At 71.5% G+C, this 26,276-nt stretch carries 22 protein-coding genes; 6 read left to right on the plus strand and 16 right to left on the minus strand.

All coding sequences use genetic code 11. From position 1 onward, the window contains the following. Window positions 1-49 precede the first annotated feature (49 nt). A complete protein-coding gene (locus Sru02f_RS31895; RefSeq protein WP_109033331.1) occupies window positions 50-3,052 on the minus strand; it encodes a UPF0182 family protein in 3,003 nt (1,000 codons plus the stop codon). A 164-nt stretch (window positions 3,053-3,216) separates the two neighbouring features. On the opposite strand from Sru02f_RS31895, the gene Sru02f_RS31900 reads away from it, so the two are divergent. Next, window positions 3,217-3,759, plus strand: coding sequence for a PPA1309 family protein (locus Sru02f_RS31900; protein WP_164277730.1), 543 nt, complete (start codon window positions 3,217-3,219; stop codon window positions 3,757-3,759). Window positions 3,760-3,790: 31 nt separating this feature from the next. Here Sru02f_RS31900 and Sru02f_RS31905 read toward each other — a convergent pair whose 3' ends face one another. From Sru02f_RS31905 to Sru02f_RS31920, 4 genes are all read right to left on the minus strand, one after another. Next, on the minus strand, window positions 3,791-4,885 hold the full coding sequence (locus Sru02f_RS31905) for a YlbL family protein (RefSeq protein ID WP_109033329.1): 1,095 nt from the start codon (window positions 4,883-4,885) through the stop codon (window positions 3,791-3,793). Window positions 4,886-4,959: 74 nt separating this feature from the next. After that, the gene (locus Sru02f_RS31910) at window positions 4,960-5,124 is read right to left on the minus strand and encodes a hypothetical protein (RefSeq protein ID WP_167469678.1); all 165 of its coding nucleotides are present in this window, start codon (window positions 5,122-5,124) and stop codon (window positions 4,960-4,962) included. 120 nt (window positions 5,125-5,244) lie between these two features. Continuing rightward, window positions 5,245-5,703, minus strand: coding sequence for a molybdenum cofactor biosynthesis protein MoaE (locus Sru02f_RS31915; protein ID WP_059300679.1), 459 nt, complete (start codon window positions 5,701-5,703; stop codon window positions 5,245-5,247). Window positions 5,704-5,814: 111 nt separating this feature from the next. Further along, on the minus strand, window positions 5,815-6,936 hold the full coding sequence (locus Sru02f_RS31920; protein WP_030400681.1) for an SDR family oxidoreductase: 1,122 nt from the start codon (window positions 6,934-6,936) through the stop codon (window positions 5,815-5,817). Between the two features lie 192 nt (window positions 6,937-7,128). Between Sru02f_RS31920 and Sru02f_RS31925 the strand changes: the two genes are divergently transcribed. Beyond that, a complete protein-coding gene (locus tag Sru02f_RS31925; protein WP_109033328.1) occupies window positions 7,129-8,592 on the plus strand; it encodes a zinc-dependent metalloprotease in 1,464 nt (487 codons plus the stop codon). Further along, a complete protein-coding gene (locus Sru02f_RS31930) occupies window positions 8,589-9,104 on the plus strand; it encodes an NUDIX hydrolase (protein ID WP_109033327.1) in 516 nt (171 codons plus the stop codon). The genes Sru02f_RS31925 and Sru02f_RS31930 overlap by 4 nt, the downstream gene beginning before the upstream one ends. 59 nt (window positions 9,105-9,163) lie before the next feature. Here Sru02f_RS31930 and Sru02f_RS31935 read toward each other — a convergent pair whose 3' ends face one another. The 4 genes from Sru02f_RS31935 to Sru02f_RS31950 all read right to left on the minus strand — a co-directional run bounded on the left by Sru02f_RS31935 (window position 9,164) and on the right by Sru02f_RS31950 (window position 13,108). Next, entirely contained in the window at window positions 9,164-9,919 is a 756-nt protein-coding gene (locus tag Sru02f_RS31935) for an AIM24 family protein (RefSeq protein WP_003973779.1), read from the minus strand. A gap of 17 nt (window positions 9,920-9,936) precedes the next feature. Next, window positions 9,937-10,617 (minus strand): AIM24 family protein, encoded by a 681-nt coding sequence (locus Sru02f_RS31940; RefSeq protein WP_003973780.1) that lies wholly within the window; start codon window positions 10,615-10,617, stop codon window positions 9,937-9,939. 13 nt (window positions 10,618-10,630) lie between these two features. Then, window positions 10,631-12,373, minus strand: coding sequence for a TerD family protein (locus Sru02f_RS31945; protein ID WP_373103631.1), 1,743 nt, complete (start codon window positions 12,371-12,373; stop codon window positions 10,631-10,633). A gap of 138 nt (window positions 12,374-12,511) precedes the next feature. Beyond that, window positions 12,512-13,108 (minus strand): M48 metallopeptidase family protein, encoded by a 597-nt coding sequence (locus Sru02f_RS31950; protein ID WP_164279233.1) that lies wholly within the window; start codon window positions 13,106-13,108, stop codon window positions 12,512-12,514. A gap of 230 nt (window positions 13,109-13,338) precedes the next feature. On the opposite strand from Sru02f_RS31950, the gene Sru02f_RS31955 reads away from it, so the two are divergent. Beyond that, window positions 13,339-14,556 carry a TOMM precursor leader peptide-binding protein gene (locus tag Sru02f_RS31955; RefSeq protein WP_159107558.1) on the plus strand — a complete coding sequence of 406 codons (1,218 nt, stop codon included), beginning with the start codon at window positions 13,339-13,341 and terminating at the stop codon, window positions 14,554-14,556. After that, complete coding sequence (locus Sru02f_RS31960) at window positions 14,549-15,958, plus strand: ABC1 kinase family protein (RefSeq protein ID WP_109033323.1); 1,410 nt, start codon at window positions 14,549-14,551, stop codon at window positions 15,956-15,958. Before Sru02f_RS31955 ends, Sru02f_RS31960 begins: the two co-directional genes overlap by 8 nt. 133 nt (window positions 15,959-16,091) lie before the next feature. Here the strand turns inward: Sru02f_RS31960 and Sru02f_RS31965 are convergent, their stop codons facing one another. The 4 genes from Sru02f_RS31965 to Sru02f_RS31980 all read right to left on the minus strand — a co-directional run bounded on the left by Sru02f_RS31965 (window position 16,092) and on the right by Sru02f_RS31980 (window position 19,814). Continuing rightward, complete coding sequence (locus Sru02f_RS31965; RefSeq protein WP_109033322.1) at window positions 16,092-16,415, minus strand: hypothetical protein; 324 nt, start codon at window positions 16,413-16,415, stop codon at window positions 16,092-16,094. After that, a complete protein-coding gene (locus tag Sru02f_RS31970) occupies window positions 16,412-16,780 on the minus strand; it encodes a WhiB family transcriptional regulator (protein WP_109033321.1) in 369 nt (122 codons plus the stop codon). Before Sru02f_RS31970 ends, Sru02f_RS31965 begins: the two co-directional genes overlap by 4 nt. Before the next feature lie 176 nt (window positions 16,781-16,956). After that, complete coding sequence (locus tag Sru02f_RS31975) at window positions 16,957-17,289, minus strand: hypothetical protein (protein ID WP_167469677.1); 333 nt, start codon at window positions 17,287-17,289, stop codon at window positions 16,957-16,959. Window positions 17,290-17,453: 164 nt separating this feature from the next. Next, window positions 17,454-19,814, minus strand: coding sequence for an ATP-dependent DNA helicase UvrD2 (locus tag Sru02f_RS31980; protein ID WP_109033319.1), 2,361 nt, complete (start codon window positions 19,812-19,814; stop codon window positions 17,454-17,456). Window positions 19,815-19,858: 44 nt separating this feature from the next. On the opposite strand from Sru02f_RS31980, the gene Sru02f_RS31985 reads away from it, so the two are divergent. Further along, window positions 19,859-20,101 carry a mycoredoxin gene (locus Sru02f_RS31985; RefSeq protein ID WP_003973789.1) on the plus strand — a complete coding sequence of 81 codons (243 nt, stop codon included), beginning with the start codon at window positions 19,859-19,861 and terminating at the stop codon, window positions 20,099-20,101. Window positions 20,102-20,188: 87 nt separating this feature from the next. Here the strand turns inward: Sru02f_RS31985 and nudC are convergent, their stop codons facing one another. From nudC to Sru02f_RS32000, 3 genes are all read right to left on the minus strand, one after another. After that, entirely contained in the window at window positions 20,189-21,133 is a 945-nt protein-coding gene (gene nudC, locus Sru02f_RS31990; RefSeq protein WP_164278391.1) for an NAD(+) diphosphatase, read from the minus strand. Window positions 21,134-21,294: 161 nt separating this feature from the next. Next, the gene (locus Sru02f_RS31995; RefSeq protein WP_109033318.1) at window positions 21,295-22,707 is read right to left on the minus strand and encodes a dipeptidase; all 1,413 of its coding nucleotides are present in this window, start codon (window positions 22,705-22,707) and stop codon (window positions 21,295-21,297) included. Between the two features lie 10 nt (window positions 22,708-22,717). After that, window positions 22,718-26,233 carry an ATP-dependent DNA helicase gene (locus Sru02f_RS32000; RefSeq protein ID WP_167469676.1) on the minus strand — a complete coding sequence of 1,172 codons (3,516 nt, stop codon included), beginning with the start codon at window positions 26,231-26,233 and terminating at the stop codon, window positions 22,718-22,720. Window positions 26,234-26,276: the final 43 nt, after the last annotated feature.

A 26,276-nucleotide genomic window follows, 5' to 3' on the forward strand; every position in this document is an offset into this window, starting at 1 on the left:
GCTTTGACCAGCTCGAACGCCCGGCGCGGACGCCCGACGAGGCTCTCGGTCAGCCGGTGTCCGATCCTCCCCCGGCATCACCGGTCGGTGTCGCGTCCGGACTGGCCTTGTCGTCTCCGGCCTTGTCCCCGCTGTTCTTGTCACCCGCGTTCTTGTCGTCGCCGTTCTTGCCGCCGGCGCTCTGGTCGGCCTTGGCCTGTGCGTCCTCGGCCCGCTGGAGTGCCTCCTCGAGGTCCTTCTGCGCCTCGGCGTACGCGGCCAGGTCCTTCTGCTCCAGGGCCTTCTGCCCCGCGTCGAAGGCCTTCTGCGCGTCGCTCAGCGCTTCCCGGACCGTGGGGTTGGTGGACGTCGGCGGCGGCTCGGTCGTGTCGTCGCCCTCGTCCGGTGGCTGCTCGGTCTCGGCGGCCTGCGCTCCGAAGACCTTGTTGAGGGCCGCGTCGAGCGTGTTCTCGAAGGCGGTGTTGCCCCCGTAGCTCACCAGGACCTTGCGGAGCAACGGGTACTTGAGGTCGCCGCCGCGGACGTAGACGGGCTCGACGTACAGCAGCCCGCCGTCCAGCGGCACCGTCAGCAGGTTGCCGTACTCCACCTCCGAGTCGCCGCCTCTCAGCAGCCTGATGGACTCGGCGATATCCTGTTCGGAGTTGAACTGGCTCTGTACCTGTTTGGGCCCGTCGACGGTCGTGCTCGTCGGCAGTTTCAGAATTCTGATCTTGCCGTAGTCGCTGGTGCCCGCCTCGGCGTCGACCGCCATGAACGCGCTGAGGTTGTCACGCCCGTTGGGTGTGAACGTCGTCGTCAGCGAGAACGCCTGGGACTTCTGGTCGGGCATCTTCATGCTCAGGTAGTACGGCGGTACCGCGTCGCCCGACTTGTTGGTCGGGTCGTCCGGGACCTGCCAGACCTCGCTGCCGCTCAGGAACGTGTTGGCGTCCTTCACGTGGTAGCGCGTGAGCAGCTCGCGCTGGACCTTGAACAGGTCCTGCGGATAGCGCAGGTGCGCCATCAGCTCCTTGGAGATCTCGCCCTTGTCCTTCACCGTGCCCGGGAACGCCTTCTTCCAGGTCTTCAGGACCGGATCCTGGGTGTCCCACTCGTAGAGCTTCACGTCGCCGCTGTACGCGTCGACGGTCGCCTTCACGGAGTTGCGGATGTAGTTGACCTGGTTCTGCTGGGCCACCACCGCGCGCGAGTTGTTGTTGGCGGTGAGCGAGTCGGCCGTGGTGTCGCCGAGCGTCGTACGGGAGGCGTACGGATAGCCGTTCGTCGTCGTGTACGCGTCGACGATCCACTGGATACGGCCGTCCACCACCGCCGGATAGGCGTCGCCGTCGATGGTCAGCCAGGGGGCGACCGCCTCGACGCGTTCCTTCGGTGTGCGGTTGTAGAGGATCCGCGAACCGTCGCCGATCGCGCCGGAGTAGAGGATCTGCGGCTCGCTGAACGCGGCCGCGTACGCCGCCCGGTTGATCGGGTTGGACAGGTCGACGCCGCCGTCGCCCTTGTAGCTGAAGGTCTTCTCCCCGGTGTCGTCGGAGTAGTCGATCTCCTTCTGGGGACCGCCGACGATCGAGTAGGTGGTGGTCTTCTCGCCGTAGTAGATCCGCTGCTCGTACTTTCCGAGGTCGCCCTCGGACGGCAGGTTGGACTCGGTGAAGACCGGACGTCCCTCGGAGTCGACCTGGGTGCCCTTCGCCGCGACCACGCCGTAGCCGTGGGTGTAGCGGAAGTGGTTGTTGATCCAGTTCTTCTTCGGGATGCCCGCCAGGTTCAGCTCGCGCAGGCCGATGACCGTGTCCTGGTCCTTGCCGTCCTTGACGTACCGGTCGACGTCCAGGTTGGTCGGGAAAGCGTAGTAGTTACGCATCTGCTGGAGCTGCTGGAACGTCGGCGAGATGACGTTCGGGTCCATGATGCGGATGGACGCGGCGGCGTCCACGTCGTCACGGAGCTTGGTCTTGTCCTTGGTCTCGCTCTTGCCCGGATACTCGGACACCTGGGTGCCCTCGATGCCGTAGGCGTCACGCGTTGCCGCGAGGTTCTTCTCGACGTACGGCGCTTCCTTGGCCTGCTCGTTCGGCTGGACCTGGAACTTCTGGACCAGCGCCGGGTACAGGCCGCCGATGAGGATCGCGGAGAGCACCATCAGGCCGAAGCCGATCACGGGCAGCTGCCAGGTGCGCCGCCACAGGGTGGCGAAGAACAGCAGGGCGCAGATGACCGCGATGCAGAACAGGATCGTCTTGGCCGGCAGGTAGGCGTTGGCGTCGACGTACCTGAGGCCCGTCCAGTTGTCGGTGGCCTTGAAGTCGCTGGACTTCACCGCGAGACCGTACCGGTCCAACCAGTAGGCGACCGCCTTGAGGGCGACGAAGACTCCGATGAGCACCGAGAGGTGCCCGGTGGCCGCCGCCGTGGCGCGCGCGCCCGGGCTGGTGACGCGGAGCCCGCCGTACAGGTAGTGGGTCAGCGCGGCGGCGATCACGGAGATGATCACGGCGGCGAAGCCGAAGCCGAGCAGGAACCGGTACCAGGGCAGATCGAAGGCGTAGAAGGAGACGTCCAGCTTGAACTGGGGGTCCTTCTGCCCGAAGGGCACGCCGTTGACCCACATCAGCCAGGTCCGCCACTGGCCGGACGCCGAGGCGCCGGCGATCAGGCCGACCAGGGCGGTGATGCCGAGCAGCAGCCACTTCTTGTACGGGGCGATGCCCATCCGGTACCGGTCGAGGTTCTGCTGCTCCATCGACATGGCGCTCAGCGGCGGGCGCAGGCGGTGGGCCAACCAGATGTTGAACCCGACGGCGAGCGCCATCAGCAGGCCGAAGACGAAGAAGAGACCGATCTTGGTCCACAGGGTCGTCGTGAACACCGACGAGTAGTGGACCGACCTGTACCAGAGCCAGTCCGTCCAGAATCCCGCGAACATGGTGAACGCCATGGCGAGCACGGCGAGGACACCAAGTGTCAGCAGCAGGGTTCGGACACGCCGGGACGGGCGGCCCACTCTGATCCGCGGCCCCGTCGGGGGGCCTCCGCCGCGGTCCGGCATCTGGAAAGCCAAGGTGCGCACCTCGAAGTTCGCTGTTGATCCGTCAGGCCCTCGGGTTCGCGGGCCCCCCGTGCGCCCCCGTGATCGCGGGCCCACACTTATGCAACTTACTCATCGTTTACTCGGTTCCCGATTCCGGCCATGAACGAGGCAGGATTGTGACCATGTCCAACACCCCCATGGCAGCGAGCCCCCTCACCCGGGCCGTGCTCGAGATCGACGAGTACGTCTCCGGCCTCGGCTGGGACCAGCCCGCACGCCTCTTTGCACTTGTCGACACCGCACGGCTGCGGGCCGACCAGCCCTCACTCGCGGACCGGCTCGGTCTGCAGGAGGAGCCGGAGTCCTCCGGCCTCACCCCGATCGAGCAGGACGAAGTTCCAACGGACCAGGCGCTCGACGAGTTCCTGGGCACCATCGCCTGGCCCGACGCCGTGGTCGGCTGCGCGCTCGCCGTGGAGCGCCTGATGCTGCCGCCCTCGGCCGAGGCCCAGGTGCCTTCGGGCCTGAACGAGAAGAAGCTCGCGCAGTGGGTGGCGGAGCACCCGGACCGTCAGGAGGTCCGCATGACGGTCGCGGTCCTGCGCGACGGCAGCCGTGACTCCGCGCTGCGGCTGCGGGAGAAGGACGCGGCCACGGAGGTCCTGACGGGGTCCGACCTGGTGCCGGGTCTGGCCGCGGCGCTGACGGCGACCTTCGAGGAGTAGTCCCGCCGGACGCGGGACGGCTGCGCGGGGGCTACCCCTGCGTGCACTTCGGCAGGTCGGCGGTCTTTCCGGAACGGATGTCCTTGAGCGCGCCGAGGGCGTCGTCGATGGTGTCGACCTTCACGAGGGTGAGCCCGTCGGGGGTGTCCTCGGCGGCCGCCGCGCAGTTGTCCGCGGGCGTCAGGAAGTACTGGGCGCCCTTGTCGTGCGCGCCGATGGTCTTCATGCCGATGCCGCCGATCGGGCCGACCTTGCCGTTGTCGTCGATCGTCCCGGTGCCGGCGACGAACTTGCCGCCGGTGAGGTCGCCGGGGGTGAGCTTGTCGTAGATGCCGAGGGCGAACATCAGACCGGCGCTCGGGCCGCCGACGTCGGCCAGCTTGATGTCGATCTCGAACGGGAACGTGTGGTCGGTTCCGGCGGAGATCCCGACGACGGCGCGCTTCGCGCCCGCGTCCTGGGAGGTCTCGGTCCTGATGGTGATCTTCTGGGTCTTCGTCGCCGTCCGGCCCTCCTTCTCCGCGGCGGCCTGCTCCTTGGCGGGCACGATCGTGAAGACGGTGTCCTGTCCCGGTTCGTGCTTGGTCACCAGCTCGGCGACGTCCGCGGGCTTCTTGACGGTGGTGCCGTCCACGGCCTTGATCACGTCGCCGGCGTGCAGCCGGCCCTGCGACGGGGAGTCCTTGACGACGGCGGAGACGACCACCCAGGACTTCACCGAGATGTCGAGCGCCTTCAGGGCGGCGACCTTCGCGCTCTCCTGGGACTGGCTGAACTCCTCGGCGTTCTCCTGGGTGGCCTCTTCCTCGGTCTTGCCGTCCGGGTAGAGGGTCTCGTGCGGAACCACGCTGTTGTCGTGTGCCAGCCAGCCGTAGACGGCCTCCACGAGGTTCATCCGGTACTCGGCGCTGGTGACCCGGACGGTGGTCATGTTCAGATGACCGCTCGCCTCGTAGGTCTTGTGACCGGAGATCTGGAGCACCGGCTCGCCGTCGTGGTCCCCGAGGGTGTTCACCGTCGGCCCGGGCGACATCTCCGAGTACGGCACGGGGATGAAAACACCCGCGCACAGGAGCGCGATCAGCATCAGGGTGGAGGCGAGCATCGTCGCGGTGCGGCGTGGCATGGCACGACAGTACGGGACGCGGCTGTCGGAACACCGTCAGGGCGGGCCGTCGCCGGACCACCGTCGGGCGGCCGTCAGGCACCCGTGCGGGGCTTCTCCATGGCCTCACGGAACCGGGCGTACCCGTCCAGCTCGGGGCCGTCGCTCCGGGCCTTGCGGGTCCGGTTGGCCCAGCTTCCCCACAGGCCCGCACCGACAGCGGCCACCAGCGGAATCAGCAACCAGGCGAGCGCTCCCATGCCGACCTCCCAACCCCATGAGTGTCCGCGACTGACTGATCAGCAGATTAACCATTCGCAGTGACAACGCTCACGCCGGGGGGCGGGTTACGCAACCGGAGGTGTGCCCCGGTGGAAGCGCTACGCGCCCACCCATTCCTCGGTTCCGTCGGAGAACGTCTGGTGCTTCCAGATGGGCACCTCGTGCTTGAGGTCGTCGATCAACTTGCGGCAGGCGTCGAAGGCCTCGCCCCGGTGCGGACAGGACACGGCGACGACCACCGCGAGGTCCCCGACCTCCAGGTCACCCACACGGTGCAGTGCCGCGAGCGCCCGTACGGGGTACTCCGCGACGACCTTCTCCGCGATCCGGCGCATCTCCGCCTCGGCGCTCGGGTGGCACGAGTACCCGAGCCGGTCGACGTCGGTGCCGCCGTCGTGGTTGCGCACGGTCCCCACGAACAGCGCGGTGCCGCCCGACGCGTCGTCCCCGACCGCGCGGAAGACCTCGTCCACGGACAGGGGCGTCTCACGGATGCCGATCAGCTTCACGGGGTCCGCTGCGGCCCGTTCACCGGGGTGGTCGTTCGTGGTTGCCATACGCCCATCGTGCCCCACGGCGCCGACGACGCGGAATAGCGTGATCGCCCCGCACGCGCGCGTGCCGCGTTGGAGCCTCCTACAGAGGCAGCCGCCACTCCGGGATCGTCCTCAGATGCGGCGCCGAGCCTTGCGCGCGCGACGCACCACCGCGGCCGCGCCCAGCAGCGCCACCGTCGCGCCCGCGGCGCCCGCCGCCGTCGCGTCCTTGCGCCCGAGACGGCGGCCTGCGACCGTGTGCCGGCCCGAGACCTCCTCGAGCAGCTCCGCCAGGACCTCCTCGTTGGTGTGCTTCGGACGCCATCCGGCATCGTGCAGGCGGCTGCCGCTGACGACCCAGGGGTACATCGTGTACGCCAGGTCCCCGGCCGGGGAGGGCGTCAGGCCGATCCGGTGCAGCCGGGCCGCCGCGCCGAGCGCGACGGCGGAGGGCAGCTCCATCCGCCGGATGCCGCTGAGCTCCTCGACCTCCTCCTGCTCCAGCCAGCCGTCGCACCCGACGGCCAGCTCTCCGTCGGCCTTCTCCAGGACGGCGTACTCCAGGGCACTGCACAGGTCGTCGACGTGGCAGAACTGCCAGGCGGGTCGCGATCCGGCCACGACCAGCAGCCGGGGCGACTCGAAATACCTGGTCAGCGCGGTGTCCATGCCTCCGACCAGGACGGCGGGCCGCACCACGGTGACGTTCAGGCCGGGGTGGGCCCGGGGTGCGCGCCGGGCGAGCCGCTCGATCTCCAGCAGGTCTCCGACGCCCGTGGCCTCGGCCGTGGCGCGCAGCTCGGCGTCCTCGGACAGCGGCAGCTCGTTGTCCGGGAGCGCGCCGTAGACCATCGCGGAGGTGCACAGCACCACCCGGTGCACGCCGGCCGCCGCGGCGGCGGTCAGGACGGTCTGCGTCCCCCGGACGTTGTAAGCCGTCCGGGCGGCCGCGTCGGTCTCCAGGTCGAGGTCGAGCGCCAGGTGCACCACGACGTCCGCACCACGCAGTTTCTCGGCGATGGCCGGGTCCCGTACGTCCAGGATCTGCCACTCGGCCGCCTCGCACCCGCCGCGCCGCTCGTCGATGGCCACGACCTGTCTGACCTCGTCGGACGCGGCGAGCCGCGCGGTGAGTAGCGCCCCCACCCCGGACGCGGCACCGGTGACCGCGACGACGGGTCCGCGCGCGCCGGGGCGGGCGGAACTGGTTGACTGGTTTCGCGCTGCGCGAACCTGCGGATCTGGGGAACTCACCGGGCGTCTCCAGAGGTTGTCTTCAGTACGAGCGCGAGCGACGCGTGCGTACCAGGTGGCATCCATCCTGCCGCAGGCCGTCAGTCGGCGAAGCACCGAGGCCCGATCGGCTTCGGGTGTCTACGCTGGGTGGTGAAGTCGGGCAGCCGTGCCGCCGGAAAGAACCGGCGGCCCTACCAGCCGAGGAACCCCGTGAGTGACACCCCATTCGGATTCGGCCTTCCGCCGGAGGAGCCGGACGACGGCGACGAGGGCAAGAAGAAGGACCAGCAGAGCGGCGGTGGTCAGGGACCGGCCAACCCGTTCGGTTTCGGGATGTCCGGAGCCGGAGGCCTGGGCGGCCCCGGCGCGGACAACCCGTTCGCTGCCATGTTCGGTTCCATGAACCCCAACGACCTGGGCGCCGCGTTCCAGCAGCTGGGCCAGATGCTCTCCTACGAGGGCGGCCCGGTGAACTGGGACATGGCCAAGCAGATCGCCCGCCAGACGGTCTCCCAGGGCACGCCGGACGGCCGCAAGGACGCCAGCGTCGGTCCCGCCGAGCGCAATGCCGTCCAGGAGGCGGTGCGCCTGGCCGACCTGTGGCTGGACGACGCGACGGCCCTGCCGTCCGGCGCGGGTACCGCCGTGGCCTGGAGCCGCGCGGAGTGGGTCGAGGCGACCCTGCCCGCCTGGCGCGAGCTGGTCGACCCGGTCGCCGAGCGCGTCGGCAACGCCATGGGCGACGTGCTGCCGGAGGAGATGCAGGCCATGGCCGGCCCGCTGATCGGCATGATGCGGTCCATGGGCGGCGCCATGTTCGGTACGCAGATCGGGCAGGCCGTCGGCGTGCTCGCCGGTGAGGTCGTCGGCTCGACCGACGTGGGTCTGCCGCTCGGCCCGGCGGGCAAGGCCGCGCTGCTGCCGGCGAACATCGAGTCGTTCGGCAAGGACCTCGGCGTGCCCCAGGAGGAGGTGCGGCTGTACCTGGCGCTGCGCGAGGCCGCCCACCAGCGCCTCTTCGCGCACGTGCCGTGGCTGCGCTCGCACCTGTTCGGTGCCGTCGACGGCTACGCCCGTGGGATCAAGGTCGACACGGCCAAGCTGGAGGACGTGGTCGGCCAGTTCGACCCGCAGAACCCCGAGCAGCTGCAGGAGGCTCTCCAGCAGGGCATGTTCCAGCCGGAGGACACGCCGGAGCAGAAGGCGGCCCTGGCCCGGCTGGAGACCGCTCTCGCGCTCGTCGAGGGCTGGGTGGACGCGGTGGTGCACACCGCCGCGAAGCCGCGCCTGTCCTCCGCCGACGCGCTGCGCGAGACGCTGCGCCGCCGTCGCGCCTCGGGCGGTCCCGCCGAGCAGACGTTCGCGACGCTGATCGGTCTCGAGCTGCGCCCGCGCCGGCTGCGCGACGCCTCCCGCCTGTGGGCGTCCCTGACGGACGCGCACGGTGTCGACGGCCGGGACGGGCTGTGGGCCCACCCGGACATGCTGCCGACCGCGACCGACCTGGACGACCCGGACGGCTTCGTGCACCGTGAGCAGCTCGACTTCTCCGAGCTGGACAAGATGCTCGGCGAGGCGGCGGGCAAGCCCGACCTGAAGAAGAAGGACGACGGCGACCGGGGCGAGAACCGGTCCGACGACCGGGACAAGCCCAAGGGCGACGACGGCGAGTGAGCCTCCACGACGACGCGGTCCTGGTCCTGAAGGCGTACGAGGGCCAGGACGAGCTGCGACAGGTCTACCTGGACCATCTCGCGACGCACCCGGACGGGATGTGGAAGGCGTGCGCGGACGGACACGTCACGGCGAGCGCCTTGGTGATCGATCCGTCGCGCGAGCGGGTCCTGCTCACCCTGCACAAGAAGATGCGCATGTGGCTGCAGATGGGCGGTCACTGCGAACCGGTGGACGAGACGCTGGCCCGGGCGGCCCTGCGCGAGGGCACGGAGGAGTCGGGCATCGCCGGACTGGCCCTGCTGGCCGGCGGCCCCGTGCGGTTGGACCGGCACCACACGCCCTGCGCCTGGCACCTGGACGTCCAGTACGCGGCCGTGGCTCCGCCGGGTGCCGTGGAGGCGATCAGCGACGAGTCGCTCGACCTGCGCTGGTTCCCCTACGCCGAGGTCGCGGACGTGGCCGACGACTCGGTCGTACGCCTGCTGGAGGCGACCCGCGCCCGCCTGTGACCGGTAAGGGGTGACCGCCAAGGCGATCACCCCTTACCGGACAGTGGCGGCCGGGCGGCTCAGCTCCAGACGTTGCCCTGGTTCTGACCGCGGGCGCCGTGCTGCCCCATGCCGTACTGCGCGGCGAGACCCTGCCCGACCTGGGCGTTCTGCGGCGGCAGCAGCTCGCTGGGCTGGACCAGCGCGAAGCCGCTGCCCATGAAGCTCAGCTCCCAGCCCTCGCCGGTGTTCCCGCGGCGCCGCCACACCCCGGAGGAGTGCGTCTGGGCCTGCATCTGCACGCGCAGACCGGTGGACCAGGCCACGATCGCGTCGGCGTCGCAGTTGACGTACTTGTCGGGTGTCACCTGCATGAACAGCGGCGAGCCCGAGGTCATCAGGGCGACCTTCCCGCGGCCCGTGATGTTGAGCTGGTACTTCCCCGAGCCGGAGATGCCGTAGAGGCTGTCCACCGCGATGACCTCGTGGTGCAGGTTCGAGTCCATCGCGAGCACGTAGCTGCTGTCGACGGTGAGGCCGTCCTGGTCGACGTCCACCACGTGGACGCACTGGGCGAGGTTGGAGAAGTAGACCGTGCCCTGCCCGTGGCAGCGCATCAGGTCCAGGCCCTCACCGGTGTGCGCACGCGAGCGCGACTGGCTGTTGCTCTGGTACTCGGCGTCGAACTCGACGAGCCCCTGGTAGGCGACCATCGTGCCCTTGCGGGCGAGCACGTCGTCGTGGCCCGTCAGGGCGACACGGAGCATGTGCTTGTTCTGCAGGCTCCAGGCTTCCTGGGTCTGCTGGTCGTTGTAGGCGAAAATCGGGCTCTGCATGATGTTCTGGCTCCCCCTCAGCCCCGGACCCGGAGGCGGTCGGTGCTGTCCTCGCTGGGCTGGACGACGACGATGCCCTGACCGGAGAAGGCCATCTGGAAGGCCTCGCCGCTGCCGCGGCCGATCAGCGACTGCGCCTTGAAGCTGCGCTTGCCCTTCACCTTGAGGTTCGGGGACCAGGCCACGAGCGCGTCCGGGTCGACGTAGGTCTCGTCCTCGCCGCCGCCGCAGTCGACCACGATCGGCTTGCCCCGGGAGGTGAGCGCGACCCAGCCCTGCCCGGAGATCTTCGTATTCCACAGGCCCTGCCCGGCGAATTTCGCCAGGCCCTTGACGCGCTCCACGCCCCACGTGAGGTGGGCGTCGAAGGCGAGCAGGTTGGTGGCGTTGACGGAGATCCCGTCGCCGTTGAGGTTGATCACGACGACGTTGGCACCGTAGTCGGCGAGGTAGAGCAGCCCGTCGCCGGAGCACTTCATCAGGGGCGCGCCCTCGCCGGTCATCCAGTCCTTGGCGATCTGGCGGACGGCCGGCGGGTTCGGCTCGTACTGGACGAAGCCCTCGTAGGCGGTCATCGAGCCCACGCGCGCGAGGAGGTCGTTTCCGGTCTGCATGGCGACCTTCAGCATGTGGTTGCCGTGGTTCTCCATGCGGGCGCCGGCAGGAGCGGGAGCGTAGCCCGCGAGCGGCTGGTTCATGTCGGGCTCTCCCTCAGATCTCGTACGGCTGGACGACGACGAAGCTGCCGGGCGCGGCCCGGAACTGCAGGTTGACGCTTTCGCCCGTGTCGCCCGCGTAGGAGTTGCGGCGCATCCGCACCTGGCTGGAGACGACCACCTGGGCGGCGGCGGACCAGGCGACCACGGCGTTGCAGTCGGCGAAGGTCGTGGGCGTCACCGGCAGCACCACGGGCACGCCGCGCGTCTTGACGACGATCGTGCCGGTGCCCTGGAACTGCATCGTGAACAGCGCGCCGCCCGGGATGCCGTGGCCCTCGATGCGGCGAACCTCGTACTGGAGGCTCTCGTCGAAGGCCAGGACGTTCTCCGCGGAGACGCAGACGGCGTCGCCCTGGAGCTCGATGGGGTGCAGCATCGCGGAGTTCTCCGCGAGGAACACCTGTCCCTTGCCGGTGCAGCGCATCAGCTGCATCTCCTGGCCGGTGGCGTTGCCCACGACCCGGCCGGCGAATCCGGCGCCCTTGTAGCTGAAGTCGACCTTGCCCTGGTAGAGCACCATGCTGCCCTGGCGGGCGAGGACGGGCTGGCCTTCCGCGCCGAGGTCGACGCGGACCAGCTTCTTGTTCTGCTGGGTCCAGCGCTGGCCGGTCGGGGTCTCCCGGAACTGCTGGAGCGCGGCGGTCACACCGGCGCCCTGCGGCGCGGCCTGGGGCATGCCCTGGGGAGGCTGCTGCCCGTACCCGGGCGGGGGCGCCGGCTGGCCGTAGCCCGCGGGCGGGCCGGGCTGCTGCCCGTAACCGGGAGGGGCGGTCGGCTGGCCGTAGCCGGGCGGCGGGGCCGGGGCCTGGGGGCTTGCGGCTGACCGTAGCCGGGGGCGGCGGGGCGGTCTGGCCGGGGACCTGGCCGTAGAGCGGCTGCTGGCCCGGCTGGCCGTACGGCGCGGGCGCCGGGGCGGGGGCGGCACCGGGGCGCCGCCGGGCGGCGTGTTCATGGGCGCGACGATGGTCTGCGCGGCGTGCACGTCCGGCCCGGGCGCCGGAGCGGGCGCGGGTGGCGGCGGGGCGGCTGGCGGCGGGGCGAAGCCCTGCGGTGCGGGCTGCGGCACGGGAGCCGGGGCGGGGGCCGCGGGAGCGGGGGCGGCGGGCGCGCCGAGGCCGGCTGGCGCCGCGGCCTGGGCGGGCGGGGCGAAGCCCGGGGCGGCACCGGCCTGCGGCTGCGGGGCCTGCTGCGGTGCGGGAGCCTCGTCCTCGGCCACCTCGCCGCCGAAGTTCCTCAGCAGCGCGTCGAGACCGCCGTCGAATCCCTGCCCGACGGCGGCGAAGCGCCACACGTCCTTCAGGTAGAAGTCGCCCAGCATCACGGCGCGCTCGGTGGAGAACTCCGAACCGCTGAACGGGTACCGGGCCACCTCCTCGCCACCCGCGACGATCCGGATGTATCCGGGCCCCACCTGCGACATCTGTCCCGCGCCGTCGATCGTCGCGGTGAAGGAGAGCTTCTGGATCTGCTGCGGGATCCGGTCGAGGGTGACCCGGAAGGACTCGGTGTCACCCGCCTGCGCACCCAGGAGCTGGATGGACTCCTCGGGGGTCTTCGGTTGGTTGAAGAACACGAAGTACCGGTCGTCCGACAACCGCTCGTCGGCGTCGAGACCGAAGCAGCTGATGTCGAAGCTCAGCCCGGGGCCGGAGATCTGCACACCTACGTACAGATCCGTGCCCGAGGTGAGGTCACTGATCCTGGCCTTGTGGCCGCGTTGAAATTCCCTGGCCATGCGTTACGACCGTCCCCCATCCGAATGTGAGTGCGTCGCGACAGGCTAACGGCAAACGCGGACACCGGCGGAAGTCGGTACAGACCCGGTACGAAACCCGTGCGCGACCGTGTCGGACCCCCTTCGGGGCGGCGCGGGCTACTCGCTGCGGGCTCCGGGAACGTGCGGCAGCCGGTCCGCGGCGACCACGCCCTCCAGGTAGCCCCTGGCGCGCTCGGTCCGCGGATACGCCTCCAGGAGCCGCCAGAATTGGGGCCCGTGCCCGGGGACCAGCAGGTGCGCCAGCTCGTGCAGGAGGACGTAGTCGACGACGTACTCGGGCATGCCCTGGAGGCGGTGCGACAGCCGGATGCTTCCCTCGGACGGGGTGCACGAGCCCCAGCGGGTGTTCTGGTTGGTGACCCAGCGGACCGAGGCGGGCCGGGCCCGGCCCTCGAAGTACTGGCCCGACAGGCGCTCGGCGCGCTCGGCCAGCTCGGCGTCGCCGAGGACGCGCTTGCTCTCCTGGGCGGCCAGCTTGTCCAGCATGACGCTCACCCAGCGTTGCTCCTCGGCCTCGGACATCCGGGCGGGGATCAGCACGACCGTGCGGTCACCCTCCCGGTACGCGGACACCGTCCGGCGTCGTCGGGCGCTTCTGCGCACCTCGATCGGGCTCGTCCCCGGGCCGCTCGGCAGTGGATTCGTCGGTGTGCGCGGGGGTGCCCCGGCGCGGTGCAGTGGGTCGGCGGACACGCCACGACGTTACCCGCTGCACACGGGGAAGTCCCGGCTCCGGGACGCATCGGTGCCGATCCACCACTCGTCCTGGGAGACGGGCGGCTGATTCGTACGACGAATACCCACCGCCTGTGGACAACTTTCGACGCCTCTCCGCGCAGCCGGGCATGCTGGCACTCGCCGGCGGATTCGCGACCGACGGCGGGGCCGCACACGGACACCGCGAGACATACGGGGGACCTGGCATGCATCCGATGGTGAAGCCCGCGCTCAGGCGCGGCTGGCGCGACCTGAACACCGTGCAGTTCGGAATGACTCCGGCGCACGCGCTGACCCTGGCACCGGTGGACACGGCGACGGGCAGCTTCCTCGAACTGCTCAACGGCACCCGTGGCCCGGCGCTGCTGCGCGAGGCGGGGCATGGCATGGACCTGCCGGACGGGCACGTCGACCGGGTCGTGGAGCGCCTGGCGCTGGCCGGTCTGCTCGACGACTCCCGGGGCGGCGGGCCGGCCGCCGACGCGCTGCGCGCGAAGAAGGAGGTCCTCGACCGGCTCCGCCCCGATCTGGCCTCGCTGTCCCTGACGACCTCGGAACCGGGCGACGCGATCAGACACCTGGCCGCCCGACGCGCCCTGCGGGTGGGTGTGCGGGGCGCCGGACGAGTGGGCGCGGTGCTGGCCGGCCTGCTGTCGGGCGCGGGCGTCGGCGAGATCGACGTGCGCGACGGCGGACGCGTCGAGCCGTGGGACGTCGCTCCGGGCGGCCTGCCCGCCGAGGCGGTCGGCGACCGCCGGGACGAGACGGCCCGCCGCCTCGTGCGCCGGGCCGCTCCCGACCGGCCTCCCCGCCGGAGCCCGACCGCACCGCCCGAGGGGAGCGCCCCGGGCCTCTCCCTGGTGATCGTCGCCCCGCGCGACGACGTCGCGGTGCACACGCCCGACCCCACCGCCGTGGAATCCCTGATGGCCTCCGGCACTCCCCACCTCTACGCCGGTGTCGTGGAGGGAACCGGTGTCGTCGGCCCTCTGGTCCTGCCCGGCGAGACGGGGTGCGCCGGCTGTCTGCACGCGGAGCGCACGGACCGGGACCCCGCCTTTCCCCGGCTGGTGGCGCAGTGGCGCTCCGGCCGGCAGCACCGGGTACCGCCGCCCTGCGACCTCGCTCTCGCGACGACCGTCGCCGGGTTCGCGGCGGCTCAGGCGCTCGCCTTCCTGGACGGCAGGACGCCCTCCGGCACCGGAGCGCGCTGGGAGGTGTCGCTGCCCGGCCTGCGATGGCAGGTGCGGCCGGTCCGGCCACACCCCTCGTGCCCGTGCGGGGCGGCCCGGAAAGGTAAGCAGGAACACATCCCCGAGGACGGGGGGTGGCGCGCGACAATGGCTGGGCAAGGGCCGTCAGCGGAAGTACGCCAGGAGGCGGAACCGGCGCGGCCGGCTGGGACTTGGAGGGCGCATGTCTGATCTTCCGCGCAAGGCGGTCACCCGGACCGCCAAGCTCGCCGCGCTCCCGCTCGGCTTCGCCGGGCGGGCCACCTGGGGGCTGGGCAAGCGAATCGTCGGCGAGTCCGCGGAGATCGTCGGCCAGCAGCTGCAGCAGCGCACCGCGGAGCAGTTGTTCAAGGTGCTGGGCGAGCTCAAGGGCGGGGCGATGAAGTTCGGGCAGGCCCTGTCCGTCTTCGAGTCGGCACTGCCCGAGGAGGTCGCCGGCCCCTATCGTGCGGCGCTGACCAAGCTGCAGGAGGCGGCACCGCCGATGCCGACCCGCACCGTGCACTCCGTGCTGGCGGAGCGGCTCGGTGAGGACTGGCAGGAGCTGTTCCTGGAGTTCGAGGACAAGCCCGCCGCGGCCGCCTCGATCGGCCAGGTGCACCGGGGGGTGTGGCAGGACGGCCGCGAGGTGGCGGTCAAGGTGCAGTACCCGGGCGCCGGCGAGGCCCTGCTGTCCGACCTGAACCAGCTCAGCCGCTTCGCCCGCCTGCTCGGCCCGCTGGTCCCCGGCATGGACATCAAGCCGCTGATCACGGAGTTGAAGGACCGGGTCTCGGAGGAGCTGGACTACGACCTGGAGGCGCAGGCCCAGCGGACGCATGCCGAGGTCTTCGACGACGACCCGGACATCGTGGTGCCGGACGTCGTCCACCAGTGCGACCAGGTACTGATCACCGAGTGGATCGACGGCATCCCGATGTCGGAGATCATCTCGAACGGCACGCAGGAGCAGCGCGACCGGGCGGGTCAGTTGCTGGCCCACTTCCTGTTCTCCGGTCCCGTGCGCACCGGGCTCCTGCACGCCGACCCGCACCCCGGCAACTTCCGGCTGCTGCCCGGCGGGCCTCTGGGCGAGGACGACTGGCGCCTGGGCGTCCTGGACTTCGGCACGGTCGACCGCCTTCCGGGCGGTCTGCCGGAACCCATCGGCGAGGCCCTGCGCATGACGCTGGACGGCGAGGCGGAGGCCGTCTACGAGATGCTCTGCACGGAGGGCTTCGTCAAGGAGTCGATAGAGCTGGACCCCGACGCCGTTCTCGAGTACCTGCTTCCGATCATCGAGCCGGCCAGGGTCGACGCGTTCACCTTCACCCGCGGCTGGATGCGGAGCCAGGCCGCCCGCATCGGTGACCCCCGCTCCCCCGCGTACCAGCTGGCCAAGCAGCTCAACCTGCCGCCGGCGTATCTCCTGATCCACCGCGTGACCCTGAGCACCATCGGTGTGCTCTGCCAGCTGGGCGCCACGGTCCGGCTGCGCGACGAGTTGGAGGAGTGGCTGGTCGGGTTCGTCGCCGAGAGCGAGGCCGAGGCGGAAGAGGCCGAGGAAGCGGAAGAGGACGTGTACGAGGCGGAGGGGACGGCCGCGGAGGCCTGATCCACCGATCGACTGATCCACCGGAGCCGAACGCGCGGTGGGGGCCGGTCCGTTCGGACGGACCGGCCCCCACGCGCGGAGAGCTTCGTCTCCCGTAGGGAGACCACTGCTTCAGGTGTTTCAGGTGTGTCGGTTACTGCATGACCGCCATGGCCAGCGCACGCCGAGCACGCATCGAGGCGCGCTCCGCCCGGCGCTGCATCCGGCGAGCGGTCGCCAGGCGCAGCGCCCGGCGTTCCTGCTCGGCCTCGTGCAGGCGGTCGTGCATATGCGCACGTGCCAGGGCTTCTGGGATGAGTTGCATTTCACGGGTCCTGTTCTGACGCGAGTCCTTCGCGCCACTGGTGGTGAAGTCTTCAGGCGCGGTGCCTGCGATGTCGTGGGTGGACGGCTTCATCGGGGCCTGCTTCTGGGGGTCGTACGTCAGGGGGCGGTCGATCGTTCCTGCGGTGTTCATGCCGAAACCGGGTTCTTGCGCGGGCGACCGCGGGGCCGCTTCCGGGCGACGACGACACCCTGGACGAACAGCTCGCCACCCCAGACACCCCAGGGCTCACGCCGCTCCTTGGCACCGGCGAGGCAGGCCTCCATCAGCGGGCAGGTGCGGCAGAGGGACTTGGCGTACTCCACGTCCGCCGGGGACTCGGCGAAGAAGACCTCCGGGTCGTAGGAGCGGCAGGGGACGGGTACGCCGAGGTTCTCGATGGCGTCGTCGAGCGCGGTGAGCGCGGTGAGCGGGGTCAAGGTGGAGTCCTCCGTGGAACAGGGCTTGGGGATCGTGTCGGAAGGCGGTACGGACGGGGCGTGCGCTTCGAGTTGCACGGGGTGGTCTTCCTCGTCTGTTCGTTCCGGCCGGTTGACCGGGTGGCGGCTTGGTACCGGGTTCTTTTCTTGTCCCGAGGCTCCTTCGTGCTGTTGCCCCCGTTCGGGGACAAACAGAAGGGCCGCGGATCCCGGGTGGGGTTCCGCGGCCCTGAAGGCGCCGGCCTGATCGGCGATCAGGCTGGATCACTCCAGGGTTCTGGCCCACGGAAGGCCCACATCAGGTGGTGCTGCGTCGTCTGCTTCCGGAATCCGGCACCGGTCGCGGTAAAGGCATAGGCCTGCGCCTGTGCCGCTACTGCTGCTTCCAGTGCCTTGGTCGGTCGCTCATTGCGCTCCCGGACGGGAAGGCCCGCGGGAGCAGCAGCGGCGGCAGCCGGACGCACGGCACGAATGCCGGACAGACCGGTGTCCGAGTGAGAAGCGCCGAGCGTGCACAGGGAGACGGCCGAGCGATCGGTCATTTTGGCGGTGGAGCTGACGACGAAGCTGCTGTTGATGCTGATCACTGGGCTCGCCTCCTCTCGGCGTCTCGGGGGACTGGGACGAACCAGTCCGCGGATATGCAAGTACAACACGGATTCAGGGCCTCCGGGAAGGCCGCTGTTCCCGTGACCAAGAACCTATGGGGATTCCCGGGGCATGCGCAAACTATTTTTTCGACGAGTTTGTATCAGTCGTCCTCGTCAAGCCCCACACCTTCCTGGCCTGCGCAGATGGCCAGCACGTCGGTCCCGTAGCGATTGAGCTTGCGCATCCCGACCCCCGGGATCCTGGCCAGCTCCCGCTCGTCCTCCGGGACGGACTCGGCGATCGCCATCAGCGTCTTGTCGGTGAAGACGCAGAACGCGGGCTGTCCGCTGCGCCCCGCCTGCACCGCCCGCCACTCGCGCAGCCGCTCGTAGACGCCCTCGTCCATGTCCGACGGGCACCCCTCGCAGCGCATCAGCTTCATCTCGCCGGCGTCGGTGAGCGTGCGCCCGCAGACCCGGCAGCGGGCCGGCGTCCGCTGGGTCCGTCTCGGCGCGGCAGCCGCGCCACCACCACCGCCGCCGCCTCGGAACCCGCGCTCCACACCTCCGGCACCCCCCGCGGTCGCCTGCCCGCCCGCCGTGCCCGAACCGGGCCGCAGCCCCTTCAGAAAGCGGCTGGGCCTGCGGTTCGGCCGGCCCCCGGGCGACCGGGCCAGTGCCCAGGACAGGTGCAGGCGTTCACGGGCGCGGGTGACACCGACGTAGAGAAGGCGGCGTTCCTCCTCGATCTGCTCGTCGGTCTTTGCGTAGGTGATCGGCATCATGCCCTCGGCGACGCCGACCAGGAACACGACGTCCCACTCCAGGCCCTTGGCCGAGTGCAGGGAGGCGAGGGTGACGCCCTGCACCGTCGGGGCGTGCTGGGCGCCCGCGCGCTCGTCGAGTTCCACGACGAGGTCGCTCAGCGTGGCTCCCGCTCTGGCCGCGGCGAAGTCCTGGGCCAGTCCCACCAGGGCGGCCAGCGACTCCCACCGCTCCCGGACGGCACCCGACCCGGCCGGGGGCTCGGTCGTCCAGCCCTCCCCGGACAGCACCGCGCGCACCTGCGAGGGCAGGTCGACGGCGTCGTCGAGGAGGGAGTCGTTGCCGCCGAAGCGGGCGGCGGCCCGCAGGGCACTGCCGGCCTTGCGCACCTCGGGCCGGTCGAAGAAGCGCTCCGCGCCCCGCAACTGGTACGGGACCCCGGCGTCGGCGAGTGCCTGCTCATAGGTCTCCGACTGGGAGTTGGTCCGGAACAGGACCGCGATCTCGGCGGCCGGAACGCCCGAGTCGATGAGCTCGCGGATGCGGCGGGCGGCTCCCTCGGCCTCGGCCGGCTCGTCGGAGTACTCGGCGTAGCCGGGCTCGGGGCCCGCGGGCCGCTGGGAGACCAGCTCCAGGCGGTGATCGGCGGCCCGGCCCCGGGCCTGGGCGAGCAGGCCGTTGGCGAGGTGGACGACCTGGGGGGTGGAACGGTAGTCGCGGACCAGCTTGACGACGGTGGCGCCGGGGTGGCGGCCGCGGAAGTCGAGCAGATGGTCGGGGGTTGCTCCCGTGAACGAATAGATCGTCTGGCTGGCGTCGCCGACCACGCACAGGTCGTCGCGGTCCCCGAGCCACAGCTCCAGCAGACGCTGCTGGAGGGGGCTGACGTCCTGGTACTCGTCGACCACGAAGTGCTGGTACTGGGCGCGGACCTGCTCGGCGACATCGTGCCGGTCCTGGAGGACGGCCACCGTCAGCAGCAGCACGTCCTCGAAGTCGATGACGGAGCGCGCGCGCTTGAGGTCCTCGTAGGCGGCGTACAGCTGCGCGATCTCCGCCGGGTCGCGGGGCGCCTCACGGCCGGCCTTGGCAGCCGCCGGGGCGTAGTCGGCGGGCACCGTCTGGGTCACCTTGGACCACTCGATCTCCGCGGTGACGTCGCGCAGCTCGCCCCGGTCGAGGCGGATGCGGCAGGCGGCGGCCGCGTCGGCGACGAGCTGGATCTTGCGGTCGACGAGCCTGGGCAGGGAACCGCCGATCGCTTTCGGCCAGAAGTACTGGAGCTGCCGCAGCGCCGCCGAGTGGAAGGTGCGGGCCTGCACACCGGCGGCGCCGAGCTGGCGCAGCCGACCGCGCATCTCGCCGGCCGCACGGTTGGTGAAGGTGACGGCGAGCACACTGGAGGGCTGGAGGATCCCGGCGCGCACCCCGTAGGCGATGCGATGGGTGATCGCGCGGGTCTTGCCCGTGCCGGCTCCCGCCAGCACGCACACCGGCCCGCGCAGGGCGGTCGCCACCTCGCGCTGCTCGGGGTCGAGCCCTTCGAGCACCGCGTCGGCCGAGTCCGGTACCTGCGGGAAGAGGGTGGAGTGCGTTGCTGCTGTCACACCGCCATGCTGCCAGGTCTCGCGGGACGGGTGCGTCGGTTGTCCACAGGCACGGACCGACAGTCGTACCAATGCGACAGGCATCACGCGGTGGGAGTGCGCGACGGGAATGGTCGTGCCGCCGCGGACGTTCACTTCGTGCGACCTCATCCCCGAGCCGCCGCTTTCCGAGTCGCCTAAGGAGCACGAGAGACATGTCGGGCACTGTGACGATGTACAGCACCACCTGGTGCGGCTACTGCCGTCGGCTGAAGAGCCAGATGGACCGCGAGGGCATCGCGTACACCGAGGTCAACATCGAGCAGGACCCGGAGTCGGCCGCGTTCGTGGAGAAGGCGAATGGCGGAAACCAGACGGTGCCCACCGTGCTCTTCCCCGACGGCTCCACTCTGACGAACCCGTCGCTGGCGCAGGTGAAGCAGAAGATCGGCGCGTAGCCGGCCGGCCGGACAGCACGACGAGAGGGGAGGCCCTCCCCCGACGGGGGAGGGCCTCCCCTCTCGTGGCGTCTACGGCGCCCGGGCTCAGAAGGCGTTGCGCGTCGGCAGTGGCCTGCCGTACCAGAGCTCGATGAGACGGGCCGCGATCGAGATGCCGTAGGGCGGCAGGACCTCGCCGGACTCGAAGGCGGCGCCCAGCTCCTCGCGGGAGAACCAGCGGGCCTCGTGGATCTCGTCGCCGTCCACGTTGATCTCGGTCGAGGTGGCGTGGGCCATGAAGCCGAGCATCAGGCTGGACGGGAAGGGCCACGGCTGGCTCGCGACGTACTCGACCGGGCCGACGGTGACGCCGACCTCCTCCTGGACCTCGCGGCGCACCGACTGCTCGATGGACTCGCCGGGCTCCACGAAACCGGCGAGGGTCGAGAAGCGGCCCTCGGGCCAGTGCACCTGGCGGCCGAGCAGGATGCGGTCCTCGCCGTCCGTGACCGCCATGATCACCGCGGGGTCGGTGCGCGGGTAGTGCTCGGCGCCGCAGGCGGGGCAACGGCGGATGTGGCCGGCCGCGGCGATGACGGTGCGTTCTCCACAGCGGGAGCAGAACCGGTGCAGACGCTGCCAGTTCTCCAGGGCGACCGCGTGGGCCATCAGCCCGGCGTCGCGGGGGGACAGGAGCAGGCCGGCCTCGCGCAGGCCGGCGGGGCGCGCGGACTGGTCCATGCGGCCGGGCAGGGAGTCCTTCTGGAGGGCGAAGTAGCTGGTCCCGTCCTCGTCGGTGCCCAGGAAGTAGCGGTGGGCCTCGGTGAGCGGGGCCTCGAAGGAGGGGGTCATGACGAGTTCGGTGGCCCCGTCGGGCGTCTCGTCGATGAGGACCTGGCCGCCGGAGACCACGAAGCAGCGCGTCGAGGGGTGACTCCACGCCGCCGCGAGCCAGGCCTCGTCGAGGCGGTGGTGGGCGGCGCGGTCGATGCCGCTGGGGGCGGTGAGCGAGATGGGACGGTCGGCGGTGTGGTCGGTCCAGGTGGTCACGGGTGCTTCCAACTCCCCCGGTGAGCGGTTCGGTTCGGCAGGCGGTTTCGGCGGTTCGTACGGCGGGTGGTGACCGGGTCCGGGTGGGCTCGGCGGGTGCGGGGCGGCGTTTCCAGTGTGCCGCGCGCCGTGCCGGTCGGGTCCCGGACCGGGCACGGCGCTCAGGGCGCGTGACGCCAGTGCTCCCCCAGGTCGCCCCAGAGGTGGGCGGAGGTTTCGACGCCCTTGAGCAGGAGGTCCAGTTCCACCTTCTCGTCGGGGGCGTGCCAGCCGTCGGACGGGACCGAGATGCCCAGGAAGAGCACCGGGGTGCCGAGCACCTCCTGGAGGTCGGCGGCCGGGCCGGAGCCGCCCTCGCGGGTGAAGCGGACCGGTTTGTCGAAGGCCCGTCCCATCGCGCGGACGACCGACCGCAGCGCCGGGTGGTCCAGCGGCGTCAGGCACGGGCGGGTGGCGGAGCCGAAGACGACCTCGCAGCGGATGCCCGCGGGTACCTGCTCGTCGGCCCAGGCGCGGACGGCCTTCTCCACCTGATCGGGGTCCTGGCCCGCAACGAGGCGGAAGGAGAGCTTCACCATGGCGGACGACGGGATGATCGTCTTGCTTCCGGGGCCCTGGTAGCCGCCGCCGATGCCGTTGACCTCGGCGGTGGGGCGGGCCCAGATGCGCTCCAGGGTGGTGTGTCCGGCCTCGCCGTGGGCGGCGTACGACTTGGCCGTGCGCAGCCACTGCCGCTCGTCGAAGGGCAGCTCGGCGAAGAGCTCGCGCTCGCGGTCGGTGAGCTCGGCCACTCCGTCGTAGAAGCCGGGTATCGCCACGCGCGCGTGCTCGTCGTGCAGGGCGGCGACGAGGCGCGCGACGGCGGTGGCCGGGTTGGGGACCGCGCCGCCGAAGGAGCCCGAGTGGATGTCCTGGTCGGGGCCGTGCAGCCGGATCTCGCACTCGGCGAGGCCCCGCATGCCGGTGCAGACGGTGGGGGTGTCCTCGGACCACATGCCCGTGTCGGAGACGACGACCGCGTCGGCGGTGAGCCGCTCGGCGTGCTCCTCGACGAGGGCACGGAAGTGCGGGGAGCCGGATTCCTCCTCGCCCTCGATCAGCAGTTTGAGGTTCACGGCGGGAGTCGTACGGCCGGTGGCGGCGAGGTGGGCGCGGACGCCGAGTGTGTGGAAGAACACCTGCCCCTTGTCGTCGGCCGCCCCGCGCGCGTAGAGGCGGTTCTCGCGGACGACGGGGTCGAAGGGCTCGCTGGTCCAGCCGTCCTCGCGGGCGGCGGGCTGTACGTCGTGGTGGCCGTAGACGAGGACCGTCGGTGCCTGCGGGTCCCCGGAAGCCCACTCGGCGAACACCGCGGGGGCGCCCCGGGTCGGCCAGACCTCGGCGGTCGGGAAGCCGGTCTCCTTCAGCTTGGCGGCGAGCCAGTCGGCGCTGCGGCGCACATCGGTCGCGTGGTCGGGCTGGGCCGACACGGACGGGATACGCAGCCATTCGGCGAGGTCGTCGAGGAAGGCGGCGCGGTGCTGCTCGATGTACGTGCGGACAGCGCTGACAGCATTGTCAACGGGGTGGCTCATGCTTACGAGCCTATCGGCCCGCGCGGACACCCCGGTCGTGCGGTTCGTCACCGACCGGCTCGGCCAGCAGCAGCTTCTCGAGCGCCGCGCGGTCCGGCAGCCCCTCGGGCCGTACGACCTCTCCGGTGCGCACGTACAGGAAGGCGGCCGTCACCGAGGCGGGCGGCACGCCCTGCTGCTCGGCCCAGGCGAGGCGGTAGAGCGCGAGCTGGAGCGGGTCGGCGGTGGCGGCGCGGTTGGTCTTCCAGTCGACGATCTCGTACGTAGCGGTGTCGCCGTCGCCCTCCTTGTAGACGGCGTCGATGCGGCCGCGTACGACCCGCCCGGCGAGCGAGAGCTGGAACGGCGCCTCGACACGGAACGGGGTGCGGCGGGCGTACTCGGTGCGCTCGAAGGCGTCCTTCAGGAACTCCAGGTCGTGGTCGTCGGCGATCTCGGCGTCGCCGCCGGGCAGCTCCTCCGGTTCGAGCAACGGCAGGGTCAGCGGTTCGAACCGGGCCTCCACCCAGGCGTGGAACCGGGTGCCGCGGCGGGCGGCGGGCTGGGGCGGGCGGGGCATGGGCCGGGCCAGCTCCTGGGCGAACCCGTCCGGGTCGGCGGCCAGGCTCAGCAGCTGGGAGGCGGTCAGCGACGCCGGAAGGGGCACTTCGGTGACGCTCTCGCGGGCGCGCAGGAGCTCTCCGGTGAGCGCGTCGAGGTCGCGGTCCCAGGAGGCGACGGTGCGGGCCTCCTCCGGTGTGAGGCGAGCGGGAGCGGGGACGGGCGCGGTGCCCGGGGGCTGTTCGGGGGGCGGTGCCTGGTGCGGGACGGTGGGGCCGGCCTGCGGGGCGGCAGGGCTCTGCGGTGCGTTGGGGGCCTCCCGCGCGGCCTCGGGGCGGTCCGTGGTCCAGCTGTCCCAGTCGGCGGGGTCCCCGGCCCAGCCGGGCTCCGCTTCCTCCGGGAGACCCTCGTCGTCCTCCGGGGGCGGCGGCCAGTCCGGGTCCTCGTAGGCGGCTGGGACGGAGGGGAGACCGCCTTCCTGGGCGGCGAGTCCGTCCAGGTGGGCGAGGACCGTCTCGGCGGCGGCCCGGCGCCGCGCGAGTGCCGCGTCGTCCAGGGGCAGGGGCCAGACCTCGTCGGCGGTCGCCCGGTGCAGGGCGGGGTTCTCCTCGTCCTCCGCCGGTTCGTCCGCCCAGACCTCGATCTCGCCGTGTCCGGCCGCGCAGTGCTCGTACAGGGCCGTCAGGAAGTCGGACGGACCGCGGGGCTTCTTCTGGCTGGGCCCCCACCAGTGGCCGGAGCCGAGGAGCAGGGAGCGGGGGCGCGTGAAGGTGACGTAGCCGAGGCGGAGCTCCTCGGTGTGCTGGTGGTCCTTCATGGCCTCGTGGAAGGCCTTCAGACCGCGGGAGTCCCAGGAGGCGACGTCGGGCAGGGTCTCCGCGTCGCCGCGCAGGCCGTGCGGCAGCACCTTGCCCTGGGCGGTCCACTTCTCCCGGCCCTGACCGCTGGGGAAGGTGCCGGTGACGAGACCGGGCACGGCGACGACGTCCCACTCGAGGCCCTTGGACTTGTGCGCGGTCAGTACCTTGACGGTGTTCTCCCCGCCGGGCAGCGCGTTGTCCAGGCCCTTCTCGTACTGCGCGGCGGTGCGCAGGAAGCCCAGGAAGGCGAGCAGGGTGGCCTCGCCGTCGCCCGCGGCGAAGGACGCGGCGACGTCGAGGAAGTTCGACAGGGTCTCGCGGCGGCGGGCCGCCAGCGCGTGCGGGGACGCCGACAGCTCGACCTCCAGGCCGGTGACGGCGAGGACGCGGTGCAGGACGTCCATGAGCGGGTCGGACAGGGCTCGGCGCAGCTCGCGCAGTTCGGTGGCGAGCCGGGCGAACCGCACGCGCGCGTCGGCCGAGAAGGGCAGCCCGTCGTCGTCGCCGGTACCGTCCAGCGGCGTCTCCAGGAAGGTGTCGAGGGCGTCCGCGAGCGATATCACCTCGGACGGGTCGACCCCCTCGACGGCCTCGGCGAGCCTCCGGTCGGGGTCGTCGCCGCCCTCCACGCGCGCGTGGCTCACCAGCAGCCGGGCGCGGCGTCCCAGGAGGGCGAGGTCGCGCGGGCCGATGCGCCAGCGCGGGCCGGAGAGCAGCCGGACCAGGGAGGCGTTGGCACCCGGGTCCTGGAGGACTTCGCAGACGGCGACCAGGTCGGCCACCTCGGGCAGGTGCAGCAGCCCGGACAGGCCGACGACCTCCACGGGGACGTCACGGGCCACCAGCGCGCCCTGGATCTCCGCGAAGTCGGTCGCCGTGCGGCACAGGACGGCGATCTCACCGGGCGCCTTGCCGGTGCGCACGAGGTGGGCGACGGAGTCGGCGGTCCAGTCGATCTCCTCGGCGTGGGTGCGCAGCAGGGCGCAGCGGACCATGCCGTCGCGTTCGGCGCCCGGGGCGGGTCGCAGGGCCTCCACGCCCGCGTGCATGGCGCGCAGGGGCTCGGCGAGGCCGTTGGCGAGGTCGAGGAGGCGGCCGCCGCTGCGGCGGTTCTCGCTGAGCGCCTGGCGGGCCGCGGGCCGTCCGTCGGCGTGGGCGAAGTGTTCGGGGAAGTCGTCCAGGTTGGCGACGGAGGCGCCGCGCCAGCCGTAGATCGCCTGGCAGGGGTCGCCCACGGCGGTCACGGGATGGCCGGTGCCGCCGCCGAACAGGCCCGCCAGGAGGATGCGCTGGGCCACGGAGGTGTCCTGGTACTCGTCCAGCAGCACGACCCGGTAGTCGTCGCGCAGGACGCGGCCCACCTCGGGGAGTCCGGCGAGTTGCGCGGACAGGGCGATCTGGTCGCCGAAGTCGAGCAGGTCCTGCCGGCGTTTGGCGGCCCGGTAGCGGATCACCAGGTCGGCCAGTTCGCGGCGGGCGGCGGCGGCCTCGGGGACCTTGCGCAGGTCGGCGTTGCTGAGCCGGACGCCGTCCAGGGTGTCCAGGAGGCCGGCGTCCCAGGCGCGCAGGTCTTCGGGGCGCACGAGGTGCTCGGCCAGTTCGCCGTCGAGGGCGAGGAGGTCGCTGACCAGGTCGGCGAAGGACCGGGTGAGCGCCGGGTAGGGCCCGGGGGCCTCGCGCAGGACCCTCGCGGCGAGCTGGTAGCGGGTGGCGTCGGCGAGCAGGCGGGAGGTCGGCTCCAGTCCGAGGCGTAGACCGTGGTCGGTCAGGAGACGGCCCGCGAAGGCGTGGTACGTCGAGATCGCGGGCTCGCCCGGCGGGTGGTCCGGGTCGATCACGTCCGGGTCGGTCACGCCCGCTCGGATCAGGGCCGTGCGCACGCGTTCGGCTAGTTCACCGGCCGCCTTGTTGGTGAAGGTGAGCCCGAGGACCTGCTCCGGGGCGACCTGGCCGGTGCCGACCAGCCACACCACGCGTGCCGCCATCACCGTCGTCTTGCCGGACCCGGCTCCGGCCACGATCACCTGCGGCGCGGGCGGCGCGACGATGCAGGCCGTCTGCTCGGGGGTGAAGGGGATGCCGAGGAGCTCCTTGAGCTGTTCGGGATCGGTGATGTGGGCGGGCACGTCAGAGAGGCTAGCGGCGGCCACTGACAGCGGGTGCCGGATC

The organism is Streptomyces rubrogriseus (assembly GCF_027947575.1).
GTDB classification, from domain to species: domain Bacteria; phylum Actinomycetota; class Actinomycetes; order Streptomycetales; family Streptomycetaceae; genus Streptomyces; species Streptomyces rubrogriseus.